At 52.2% G+C, this 11474-nt stretch carries 10 protein-coding genes; 8 read left to right on the top strand and 2 right to left on the bottom strand.

Translation table 11 applies throughout. From position 1 onward, the window contains the following. Positions 1 to 295 precede the first annotated feature (295 nt). From sctN to sctU, 8 genes are read left to right on the top strand one after another with little or no spacing between them, the layout of a single operon-like run. The gene (sctN, locus tag CX664_RS21135) at positions 296 to 1639 is read left to right on the top strand and encodes a type III secretion system ATPase SctN (protein ID WP_101748645.1); all 1344 of its coding nucleotides are present in this window, start codon (positions 296 to 298) and stop codon (positions 1637 to 1639) included. Between the two features lie 4 nt (positions 1640 to 1643). After that, positions 1644 to 2147, top strand: a complete 504-nt coding sequence (gene sctO, locus CX664_RS21130; protein WP_101748644.1) for a type III secretion system stalk subunit SctO — start codon at positions 1644 to 1646, stop codon at positions 2145 to 2147. Positions 2148 to 2159: 12 nt separating this feature from the next. After that, on the top strand, positions 2160 to 2948 hold the full coding sequence (locus CX664_RS21125) for a type III secretion HpaP family protein (protein ID WP_101748643.1): 789 nt from the start codon (positions 2160 to 2162) through the stop codon (positions 2946 to 2948). A gap of 8 nt (positions 2949 to 2956) precedes the next feature. After that, positions 2957 to 3928: a type III secretion system cytoplasmic ring protein SctQ gene (gene sctQ, locus CX664_RS21120; protein WP_101748642.1), complete on the top strand. Its 972-nt coding sequence runs from the start codon at positions 2957 to 2959 to the stop codon at positions 3926 to 3928. 57 nt (positions 3929 to 3985) lie between these two features. Continuing rightward, positions 3986 to 4654: a type III secretion system export apparatus subunit SctR gene (gene sctR, locus CX664_RS21115; protein WP_101748641.1), complete on the top strand. Its 669-nt coding sequence runs from the start codon at positions 3986 to 3988 to the stop codon at positions 4652 to 4654. After that, positions 4647 to 4910 carry a type III secretion system export apparatus subunit SctS gene (gene sctS, locus CX664_RS21110; RefSeq protein ID WP_101748640.1) on the top strand — a complete coding sequence of 88 codons (264 nt, stop codon included), beginning with the start codon at positions 4647 to 4649 and terminating at the stop codon, positions 4908 to 4910. The genes sctR and sctS overlap by 8 nt, the downstream gene beginning before the upstream one ends. A 2-nt stretch (positions 4911 to 4912) precedes the next feature. Then, complete coding sequence (sctT, locus tag CX664_RS21105) at positions 4913 to 5704, top strand: type III secretion system export apparatus subunit SctT (protein WP_101748639.1); 792 nt, start codon at positions 4913 to 4915, stop codon at positions 5702 to 5704. Next, positions 5701 to 6762: a type III secretion system export apparatus subunit SctU gene (sctU, locus tag CX664_RS21100; RefSeq protein ID WP_101748638.1), complete on the top strand. Its 1062-nt coding sequence runs from the start codon at positions 5701 to 5703 to the stop codon at positions 6760 to 6762. Before sctT ends, sctU begins: the two co-directional genes overlap by 4 nt. Positions 6763 to 6790: 28 nt before the next feature. Here the strand turns inward: sctU and CX664_RS21095 are convergent, their stop codons facing one another. Both CX664_RS21095 and CX664_RS21090 read right to left on the bottom strand, forming a co-directional pair. Beyond that, complete coding sequence (locus tag CX664_RS21095) at positions 6791 to 9352, bottom strand: ankyrin repeat domain-containing protein (RefSeq protein ID WP_101748637.1); 2562 nt, start codon at positions 9350 to 9352, stop codon at positions 6791 to 6793. Between the two features lie 118 nt (positions 9353 to 9470). Then, a complete protein-coding gene (locus tag CX664_RS21090) occupies positions 9471 to 11153 on the bottom strand; it encodes an ankyrin repeat domain-containing protein (RefSeq protein WP_180966575.1) in 1683 nt (560 codons plus the stop codon). Positions 11154 to 11474 lie beyond the last annotated feature (321 nt).

The following is an 11474-nucleotide window of genomic DNA, read 5'->3' as shown; positions in this document are numbered from 1 at the left end:
TAGAGCATCTATAGTCGCGTCTGAAGTAGCTGGCCATATGGAATCACATATTTCTGGCTACTTGGGCAGGTGCTATGCGAGGCACAACGGAGGGAGCATAGCCGTAGCTATGTGACCGGAGTTGTAACGAAGCAGAGTGCCTGAACAAGGAGTCAGAAATATGTGATTTCATATGGTTAGCTACTTAATAACTCCATGCTGTCATGGCAGGTAATGCTGCATTTACCGAGCATGGAAAGCAGAAGGATCTCGATAGCAGCATATCCATAGCAAGAAAAATAATGGAGGCATCAAGATGGCTCAAACTTTTAACTATCTCACCAATGCGCTGCAAAGCACCGTGGAAAGCGGCAGGCTGATTGATATTCGTGGCCGTGTTACTGAAGTTCAGGGCATGATCATCAAAGCGGCGGTGCCTGGTGTCAAAATCGGTGAGCTCTGCGAGCTGGTATCCCCCAATAACCCGAATGACAGTGACCGGAACTCATACGCCGAAGTGGTCGGTTTCCAGGGACATGAGACGGTACTATCCCCCCTGGGTGAAATTATGGGGATCTCCTCCACCACTGAAGTTATTCCAACCGGCAAAGTACACCATGTAGCCGTTGGCCCTCACCTGCTGGGGCATGTGCTGGACGGTATGGGCAACCCATTAAACCCTGAAGCATTTAATGGCATTGAGCCTGAAGCTCATTACCCGGTGTATACCGATGCCCCCGACCCCATGACCCGAAGAATTATTGACCACCCCATTCCCCTGGGCGTTAAAGCCATTGATGGCGTTCTAACCTGTGGTGAAGGGCAGAGAATGGGGATCTTTGCAGCGGCCGGTGGTGGTAAGAGTACCCTGTTGTCCATGCTGGTCAAGGGAGCGGAAGTGGATGTCACCGTACTGGCCCTGATCGGTGAACGGGGACGGGAGCTGCGGGAGTTTATCGAGCACGACCTTGGCCCGGAGGGGGTAAAGAAGTCAGTTATTATTGTCGCAACCTCCGACAAGTCCTCCATGGAACGTTCCAAAGCCGCGTACACCGCAACAGCCGTTGCTGAGTTTTTCCGTGATAAAGGCAAACGGGTTCTTCTGCTTATGGACTCTGTCACCCGTTTTGCCCGTGCCCAGCGTGAAATCGGACTGGCCGCCGGAGAACCACCGACCCGCCGGGGTTTCCCGCCCTCGGTATTTGCCACCCTGCCCAAGCTGATGGAGCGCACCGGGATGTCAGATGTGGGTTCTATTACGGCACTCTACACCGTGCTGGTTGAAGGGGATGACATGACCGAGCCGGTAGCGGATGAAACCCGCTCGATTCTTGATGGTCATATCATTCTCTCCCGAAAGCTGGCCGCATCCGGGCACTACCCGGCCATTGATGTGCTGGCCAGTGCCAGCCGTGTGATGAATGCCATTACTACCGAAGACCACCGGGCGGCGGTCAGTCGGGCAAGAGCCCTGATGTCCAAATATGAAGATATTGAGTTACTGGTCAAAGTCGGGGAATACAAACAGGGGGCTGACCCACTGGCCGACGAGGCGATTCAGAAAATTGAAACCATCCGTTCTTTTCTCAAGCAGAGAACGGATGAACTGATGCCCCTTGACCAGACAATTGCCCAACTACAGCAAATCGTAGGTTACTGAGAAGATGCTGCATGATCTGCTGAAGGTTAAAAATATACGGGAGGAATCGGCTGAACGGGAGGTGAAGCGCTGTCAGCATGAGCTGGATCTCGCCCATCAGGAGGTCGAACAACGCAAGCAGGAAGTGGCACAACGTCAAAAGGATCTGGAAGAGTATGTTGTATGGCGCAGTCAAGAAGAACAGCGGCTATACGATAACATTATGAACACCAGTGTTCAGCAGCATGATCTGGATCTGTTGAAGCAGAAAGTTGCCATGTTACGGGAGAAAGATGCCTCCCTGGAACAGGCCATTGCCGATGCAGAACAGCGGGTGGTAGAAGCACAACAAGAGGTAGTCAAAGCGGAGCAGGTCCTCGAAGAAGCGAGACAGGCTCACTTTAAAGCCAAGATGGCTGTGGAGAAGTTTGAGGAGTTCTGCAAGGTACAGGATGAAGAGGCTGAGAAAGAGGCCAAACGTCTTGAAGATCTGGAAATGGAAGAATTTACCGTCAAATCCAAGGAATAGGAGTTAATCATCATGTCAACACACGGCGTGAATCAAACCAGCACTCAGCCAACCCCACCCCCGCAACAGAATGATGCTAACCAGCAAAGTCGCAATGTATCCGATAAGCAGGCTAACGACTTTGCTGATCGCATGGCAAAAGAAAAGCGTGGTAAAGAGAAAAAAACGGGTGGCGATAAGGAGCAAAGCCTGGAAAGTCTGGAAAGCCTGCTGGCCGAGCGGAACAAAAACTCTAAGAATGCCATCAGGGGACGCCAGGAGAAAGGTTCTCGCGAAGGTTCTCAGGAAGAGAAGAGCAATGAGAATATGTTCAAGAATACCCGCGAAGACGCCTCTGAGCAGGTCATGGTCAATAACACCCAGAACCCGATTAAAGCCGATACCCAGCTTCAGACCCAGATTCGTGAGATCCAGCAGACCAGTAGCGTAAAAGAAGTTGAAGCCGCACTTCAGAAGATGGCCGATCAAATACAGGTGTCTGCCAAGGATGCGGTGAATGGGGCAGAGGTTCGCATTTCCCTGAAAGACAATGTGCTGCCGGGTACCGAGATCAGAATCCAGAGACACGGTGGCGAGTTGACAGTCACCATGAACACCACATCAGCAGAAGCCGGAAACTTTCTGGCCCAGCATGAAGCCAACCTGCAGAAAATGCTGGCTGAGCGATTCTCCAACGACAAGGTTCAGGTAAATATCAATATGTCAGGTGGCGATAACCAAGACAGTGATGGTCGCTCCCGTAACCAGTATGCGGCAGAAGATGATAACGACCAGAACTCTTCCAGAAACGACCGGGCATAGGTTGAACCATGGCAGCAGAAACTCTTGATCTACCCTCTGTCTCACCGTCGCAGCTGCTGCTTGGCCAAATCCTCAGCAACCGCCAGACAGAGCTTGCACTGCCGGTTAATGAGGACAGGTGGGACATATCCCTGGGCAGTATTGCCCCGGAAACCATGCCTGCTATCTGCATGCAGCTGGAAATCAATCACCAGCCCGTTTCTCTGTACACCGGCAGCGCCTTCATTGACCTGATCATGCCGGACAATCTGAACAGCAAGATACTGCTGAAACTGCCAAAAGACTTGATGCTGGCCGCCCTGGGGAACAGGCTGCAAACCCTGCTGGCGCATCTGATGCAGGGGCTTGGCATTGCCATCCAGTTCACCGACCTGACACCCAATAAAGATAAATCAAAGCGTGCAGAACTGGCGATGAATATCCGGATAGGCGGTACGCAGTACCCCATTTACCTGGAAAGCACGCCCATTGTTTTTGAGCTGCTCAAACTGCTGCCCACTCATATCCGCGAGCAATCCACCGATATACCTATCTGGGCAGGTCTTGAACTTGGACGGGCAAAACTGTCTAAAGAGGAAACCAGCGCCCTGGGTGTCGGTGACATTGTATTTTTTAATTACCACGTCACCGGGCAGCAGCTGATTATCAGAGTAAACCCGGATACGGCTTTCATCGGGGAAGCAGAGGGTTCTCACATCACCATCAAGCACAGGATGGACTCAATGGAAGACGATCAAATGCATCATGAACAGGAGCCTATCGACCTGTCAGATATTGAGATTGACCTGGTATTCGAAGTGGGGCGGCAGCAGTTCACTGCACAGGAAGTCCAGTCTCTTCAGCCTGGCCATGTGTTTGAGCTGGATCGTCCCATCGAACAACCGGTTAAGGTTCGTGCCGGCGGCAAATTGATTGCCGAGTGCCAGCTGGTACAAATAAATAATCGACTGGGTGCACGTATTACCAGAATTGTCGACTGACTGACTACCTAAACAATAACGTCTCTTGTTCATACTCTGAGACTGGAAAAGGCGACTATGGAAAGCGGCGCAATTACTCTCACCAGTCCATTTTATCTGATGATCCCACTGGCGCTGATGGCGCTGGTGCCCTTTCTTGCGGTGATGGGTACATCCTTCCTGAAACTGGTGGTGGTATTTTCCATTCTCAGAAACGCTACCGGTTTGCAGCAGATTCCTCCCAATATTGCCATGAATGCCCTGGCCATTATCCTGACGCTATACATCATGGCACCGGTAGGTTTTGAGGCATGGGATATCGCGCAAGAGGAGAACATCAGCTTTCAGGGTGAAGACAGTAGAGAGCTGATGAATAACATCGAACTGCTGATAGCCCCCTATCGGGACTTCCTGAAAAAAAATACCACGGAGCGGGAAAGAAACTTCTTTCTGAAAACCGCAAGAATATTGTGGCCAAAGGCTTACCAGGCACAACTGAGCGCAGATGACCTGGTGGTTCTGATGCCGTCCTACTGTATCACGGAACTGACCAAGGCCTTCGAGATTGGCTTTCTGCTCTATTTGCCGTTTATCGTTATTGACCTGATCGTCTCTAACATCCTTCTCGCTATGGGTATGATGATGGTGTCACCCATGACCATATCCCTGCCCTTCAAGCTCTTGCTGTTCGTACTGCTGGATGGCTGGACCCGGCTAATCCACGGACTGGTGCTAAGTTATGCATGACCCGCATATACTGACACTCACAGCCCAGGCACTCTGGCTGACACTGTTACTGTCCATGCCTCCTATCATCGCGGCATCGGCGGTTGGTCTGCTGATCAGTTTGATTCAGGCACTGACCCAGATTCAGGAACAGACACTGCCATTTGCCTTCAAACTGGTCGCGGTCATTATCAGTATCTTCCTAACATCCCGCTGGATGGGCATCGAGGTCTATAACTTCTCAGTGGCCGTGATGGATATGTTCGAAAGGCTCTGACCATGATCCTGCCCATTGATGATCTGAAAGAGTGGTTTTACATCCTGTCAATGGGGATGCCCCGCATCGTTGCCATGTTTACCGTTCTGCCCATGCTGCACAAGCGGAACCTTGGTGGGTCGATGATTCGCAACGGCATCTGCATGAGCCTGGTGCTGTTCATGCACCCCATGCTGTCTGAGACCAAACCCGACGAAACACTGACCATCTACGACACCGGTGGCATCGTAATCAAAGAAGTCTTTATCGGTGCCATCATGGGTTTCGTCCTGGCGATCCCATTCTGGGCAATGGAAGCTGCCGGTTTTTTTATTGATAACCAGCGGGGTGCTTCCATGGCCAGTACCCTCAACCCGTTTTCCGGCGCAGAAACCTCCCCGATGGGCATCCTGTTCAGCCAGGCCTTTATTGCCATGATCATGACCAGTGGGCTGTTTCTATTGATGCTGGAAAGCATGATGCTCACCTATCAGGTCTGGCCGGTTTTCAGCTACTTCCCAAAGATCAATCAGGAAGCGGTGACGTTTTTCCTTGGCCAGTTTGACCTGATTATCAAACTGTCCATGTGGCTCTCTGCGCCGGTCATCATCTGCATGTTCATCACCGAATTTGGCATTGCCCTGATCAGCCGGGCGGCTCCCCAGCTGAACGTGTTCATCCTGGCCATGCCCATTAAATCCGGTGTTGCCCTTGCTATTCTGGTGGTTTACATCGGAACCATTCTGGAATTATCCCAAAAGCACATGATGGGAATCCCTGAGATGTTTGAATCATTGGGAGTGATCTGGAAATGAGTGCAGAAAAAACCGAACAGCCCACCCCCAAAAAACTCCGTGATGCACGGCAAAAGGGCCAGGTCGCCAAAAGTAAAGAAGTATCCGGCACCTTTAACCTTATCGCGGTACTGGCAACGCTCTGGTACATGAGTGACACCTTTATTGACAAGATCAAGCAGATGGTGGTGTTTCCCACGTTGAGCTACAACGAACCCTTTGAAGTCTCTTTCAAAATCGTTACCCACGGTATTCTCAGTTTAACCATGGACCTGCTGATTCCCCTGGTCGCCGTCTCCATGTTTTCGGCGATTATCGGCAACGTCATGCAGTTTGGCCTGCTGTTTGCGCCTGAAGGCATTAAACCGGATATTGGAAAAATCAGCCCGGTTGGTGGGTTGAAAAAGATTTTCGCCATGAAAAACCTTATGGAGTTTTTCAAGTCGGTGATCAAAATCCTGTTTCTGTCATTTGTTGTGTATTACGTCATTTACAGCAGTGTGGGCGACATGGTTGACATGCCCTATTGCGGCACTTCATGCATATTACCGGTCGCTGCCCATCTGATAAAAAAGCTGCTGCTCTACGCCATGGTTGCTTTCGTGATTATTGCGATTCTCGACTATATGTTTGAGCGCTACAACTTTATGAAACAGAACCGGATGAGCAAGGATGAGGTCAAACGGGAGCATAAAGAGAGTGAAGGTAGCCCGGAAATTAAAGGTAAGCGGAAGGAAATTCATCAGGAAATACTCAACCAGGCAGAAAACACCGGAAAATCAGACGTTGTTATTAAAAACCCGACCCATCTGGCCATTGGTTTGCAGTACCGTCAGGGTAAGACGCCACTGCCTGTTGTCACGGTTAAAGGTCGTGGTGGTCATGCCCGGTTTATTATCAAAATTGCTGAAAAAGAAGGCATTCCTGTTCTTGAAAACGTACCACTGGCGCATGCCCTGTTCCATTTAAACATTGCCGATTTTATTCCCGGCGAGCTGATTGAGCCTGTTGCCGAAGTATTCCGCTGGGTACAGGAAATTAAAGAGCAGGAAAATGAGGGAGAGTCGCCTGGCGAGTAGCCAGTAGTTCACCAAATGAACTCATATTTTATTCTATCCCCTCCCGTATAAAGACTTTGATCAGCAGGTCGACAACCTCCCACTGCCAGTTCTGTGCTGCCAACATCAGGGCAGTGACGCCATTGTCCGTACTGGCATTGAGCTCAGCGCCCTTATCGACCAACAGCCTGACAGTCTCCACGTGTCCATTCCGGGATGCAAACATCAGGGCTGTGACACCATTCCCCATGCGGACATTAACCTTGGCGTCACTGTCAATCAACAGCTCAGCAACATCCCGATACCCCCTCTCGCATGCCGACATCAAGGCAGTAAAACCATCGTTCCTGGCAACATTGACCTCAGTGCCGATGTCAATCAGCAGCTCGGCGACCTCACGCCGCCCGTGCAGGGACGCCAACATAAGGGCGGTGGTACCATTTTTTAAAACAACATCGACCTCAGCCCCCCTGTCGATCAACAGCCTGACAATCTCCGCGTGTCCATTCTGAGATGCAAACATCAGGGCAGTGAGGCCACTGTCCATAACGACATTGACGTCAGCGCCCCTGTCAATCAGCAACCTGGCAACCTCCCGGTGTCCTTTCTCGCAGGCAAACATCAGGGCAGTGGAACCATCATCCATGGCAACATCGATTTCAGAGTTGTTATCAATCAGCAGCCGGGCAACCTCCAGGTGCCCATTCCGGGATGCCAACATCAGAGAATTGAAACCGTCGGGCATACAGACATTGACAGAAGCGCCCTTGTCGATCAGGAACCAGACAATGTCACTGAAGCCGCTCCGGGCCGCAATCATCAGGGCTGTTAAGTCATCGTCGTTACTGGCGTTGACTTCGGCACCACTGCTGATCAGCAGTTCAGTGGTACCCAACTGCCCTTTCATGACTGCCAACATCAAGGCATTGATGCCATCAGTCATACTGGCATTGACCTCAGCTCCCCTGACGATCAACAGCCTGGCGACCTCCCGCTGCCCGTTCTCCGATGCAGACATCAGGGCAGTCAAGCCATTGTCAGTTTCGGCATCGACCTCAGCGCCACTTTCGATCAACAACTCCGCGACCTCACTCCACCCGCTCTCTGCTGCCAACATCAAAGCAGTGGAACCATCTTTCATAGTGGCATTGACATCAGCACCGCTGCCAATCAACAGCACGGCGACCTCCCGGTGTCCACTCTGGGATGCCGACATCAGGGCAGTCAGGCCATTATCCACCCTGGCACTGACATCTGCACCTTTGTGGATCAGCAGCGCGGCGACCTCCCACTGTCCGCACCAGGATGCCGACATCAGGACAGTCAAGCCATTGTCCGTACTGTCGTTGACCTCAGCACCGCTGTTGACCAGCAGTTTAACGATCTCCCAATGTCTGTTCCTGGCTGCAAATATCACGGCATTGGTACCATCATCCATCCTGGCTTTAACATCAGCGAAACTGCCGATCAGCAGCCGGGCAATCTCCAGATGCCCATTCCGGGATGCCAACATCAGGGCAGTCAAGCCATCTTCACTGACAGCATTGACATCAGCATCGTAGTCAATCAGTAGTTCAGCGACCTCACGCTTCCCATACATGGATGCCGACATCAGGACAGTCAAGCCATTGTCTGCACAGGCATTGACGTCTGCGCCGTTGCCGATCAGCAGCCTGGCAACCTTACTGTACCCGTTATTAGCTGCCAGCTTCAGGGCTGTTGAGCCATCATCCATAACGGCATTGACCTCGGCACCATTGTCGATCAGCAACTCGGCGGTCTCGCAATGCCCGTTCCCGGATGCCAACATCAGGGCTGTGGAGCCATTTTCCATAACGGCATTAACCTTAGCCCCCCTATTGATCATTAGCCTGGCAGCCTCCATGTGCCCTTTATCGGATGCCGACATCAGGGCTGTCCAGCCATTGAGATTGTCGGCATTGCTCCGGCAGACATTGAGCTCAGCTCCCCTGTCCATCAGCAGTACGATGATTTCCCGGTGCCCCCTGCTGGCTGCCAGCATCAGGGCAGTGGTGCCTTTGTTGGAAACGGCATTGATGTCAGCGCTGTTGTTGATCAGCAGGTTGGCGATCTCCCGGCACCCGATCAGGGATGCCGACATCAGGGCTGTGATGCCTTTGTCCGTAACGGCATTGACGTCAGCACCGCTGTCGATCAGCAGCCTTGCGACCTCAAGGCACCCGTTCTGGGATGCCCATATCAGGGCGGTTAAGTCATGCTCCATAGGAACATTAACATTAACCCCTTGTAGCAACCGGGACCGAATCAAAGACTGATCCCCACGAATACAGGCGTAAAAAAATATCGGATCAGGGAAGTGTTCGTCCCGGTAATATTCACCGGTATGCTCATTCACCAGAGGCATCGGATTATTCTGACAAGCCGCGCACTTACGGGTACCGGCCAGTTCTCTGGCAAAATCCCTGGAAACACGATCCAGATCAAAGCGGTGCCCGCACCGGGTATTTACGAACACGGGTACTGCGTCACGGCCATGAAAAGCCCCATGCCCAGTGGAACCAGAAACCTCATCCGACGACCCGGAGACCTCCATGGGAACGGAGGATGAATAATCGGAAGTGACATCCATAGAGCAAACACCCGCATGTGTTAATCAGTGACAGGGTTAGATGTACAATAAACAAAAAAATTCAATGCAATAACAACTGTTTAAAGGCGTTGGGAACACAGGCGGGCTTGATGCTGTCTCAGTCTTCCTTCCTGGCCAGGGCAGCGCTCAGGGCTTGCAGGCAGGCGATATTATTGCTTTCGGCAGCGATGGAGAGCGCGGTGGCACCATCCGTAGTCCGGGCGCTGAGATCTGCCCCTGCCGCAATCAGGGCTTGCAGGCAGTCGATGTGATTGGCCTCGGCAGCGACCATCAGTGGAGTACTCCCATCATCCGTGCAGGCAATGTTGGGATTCGCCCCTTCTGAGATCAGGGCTCGCAGGCAGGTGATGTTATTGTCCTGGGCCGCGATGTAAAGTGGGGTGGCCCCATCATCCGTGCAGGCGATGTTGGGATCCGCCCCGGCCATGAGCAGGACTTGCAGGCAGGTGACGTTATTGTGCTGGGCAGCAATGTACAGCGGGGTAGCACCATCTGTATTTCGGGCGGTGTTAACCTTCGCCCCGGCAGTGATCAGGGCTTTCAGGCAGGCGATGTGATTGTCCTGGGCAGCAATGAACAGCGGGGTGGTGCCCGAATTCAGGGCGACGTTGAAATCTGCCCCGGCAGTGATCAGGGCTTGCAGGCAGGCGATGTTATTTTTCTGGACAGCGATGAACAGCGGGGTGGCACCCGAAGTCCGGGCGGCATTGAGATCCGCCCCGGCAAGGATCAGGGCTTGCAGGCAGGTGACGTGATTGTTCGCGGCCGCGATAAACAGCGGAGTGGTATTCGAAGTCCGGGCGGCGTTGAGATCGGCCCCGGCAGCGATCAGGGCTTGCAGGCAGGCGATGTAATTATGCTGGGCAGCGGTGAATAGCGCGGTGGCACCCGAAGTCATGGCGGCATTGAGCTTTGCCCCTGCGGTGATCAGGGCTCTCAGGCAGGCGATGCTATTCTGCTGGGCAGCAATCAACAACGGGGTGATACCATCCGAAGCTCTGGCGACATCAAGCTCTGCCCCGGCATTAATCAGGGCTTGCAGGCAGGCGATGTGATTCTTCTGGGCAGCGATGAACAGCGGGGTAACACCTGTATTCAGGGCAGCATTGAGATCTGCCCCGGCAGTGATCAGGAGGCGCAGGCAAGCGGTGCTATTGTGACAGGCAGCGATGAACAGTGCTGTGGCACCCGAAGCCAGGGTGGCGTTGATATCTGCCCCCCCAGCCATCAGGGCTTGCAGGCAGGCGGTGTCATTATCCTGGGTAGCGATTAACAGAGGGGGGACACCATCCGCAGACCGGACCGTGTTGGGATCCGCCCCAGAAGCCATAAGGGCCTGCAGGCAGGCGGCGTTATTGTTCTGGGCGGCGACGATCATTAGATCAACTTGCTGCCCCGTTACTGCAGACCTGAACGTTTTCCGGGCAGTGCTGGGGTCCAGCCTCAAAAGTGCGGTTAATTTCTCGACATCACCAGTACGACAGGCTTGCAGTGGGAGGGCTTCGCAGAAGGGTGAGACTTCATAAACACAGGCACCGGCCTCCCGTACCAGCGGCAACACTGCCTGGCGACAAATGCAACAGGTTCCTTGCCCGAATCCGGAACCGAGCCATCTCGAAATACAGTCCAGATCAAACCTGTGCCCGCATTTGGTTTTGACGATAACGGGTACCACACTACGGCCATGGAAATCCTCTTTGCAAATGGAACACTCATCATCACTGAATGACCCTGAAGTATCAGTAGATACAGGATAAGAGTAACAGCCAACGGGATTCATAAAACAGTCGTATTGGTAAATGGTGGAAAAAGCCTGGGGAAAAAGAATAAACAATAATTCAATATAAATAGCTGTTGCTGGTAAAGAAAAATTCTGAGAGCTTTTTTACGACGAAAGTATTATAAATTTAATGACCGGAATGATCAGAAACAAACGACGTTGATCTGTCACGGTAAGATTCAAGCTGTTATTTTCCAGATTATTAATCTGATGTCGTTTATTATCTGAACAGACGATTGGCCCTTCTGAGCGTGGTGAAAATATTCAGTGAAGAGTCAGGCATTAAGTAGCTGGCCATATGGAATCGAATATTTCTGGCTA

This window comes from Endozoicomonas acroporae (assembly GCF_002864045.1).
GTDB classification, from domain to species: domain Bacteria; phylum Pseudomonadota; class Gammaproteobacteria; order Pseudomonadales; family Endozoicomonadaceae; genus Endozoicomonas; species Endozoicomonas acroporae.
This window is presented reverse-complemented; position numbering and strand designations above follow the sequence as displayed.

Coding starts and splice junctions, on each gene's coding strand:
- sctN (WP_101748645.1), top strand. CDS start 296: ATGGCTCAAACTTTTAACTATCTCACCAATGCGCTGCAAAGCACCGTG.
- sctO (WP_101748644.1), top strand. CDS start 1,644: ATGCTGCATGATCTGCTGAAGGTTAAAAATATACGGGAGGAATCGGCT.
- CX664_RS21125 (WP_101748643.1), top strand. CDS start 2,160: ATGTCAACACACGGCGTGAATCAAACCAGCACTCAGCCAACCCCACCC.
- sctQ (WP_101748642.1), top strand. CDS start 2,957: ATGGCAGCAGAAACTCTTGATCTACCCTCTGTCTCACCGTCGCAGCTG.
- sctR (WP_101748641.1), top strand. CDS start 3,986: ATGGAAAGCGGCGCAATTACTCTCACCAGTCCATTTTATCTGATGATC.
- sctS (WP_101748640.1), top strand. CDS start 4,647: ATGCATGACCCGCATATACTGACACTCACAGCCCAGGCACTCTGGCTG.
- sctT (WP_101748639.1), top strand. CDS start 4,913: ATGATCCTGCCCATTGATGATCTGAAAGAGTGGTTTTACATCCTGTCA.
- sctU (WP_101748638.1), top strand. CDS start 5,701: ATGAGTGCAGAAAAAACCGAACAGCCCACCCCCAAAAAACTCCGTGAT.
- CX664_RS21095 (WP_101748637.1), bottom strand. CDS start 9,352: ATGGATGTCACTTCCGATTATTCATCCTCCGTTCCCATGGAGGTCTCC.
- CX664_RS21090 (WP_180966575.1), bottom strand. CDS start 11,153: ATGAATCCCGTTGGCTGTTACTCTTATCCTGTATCTACTGATACTTCA.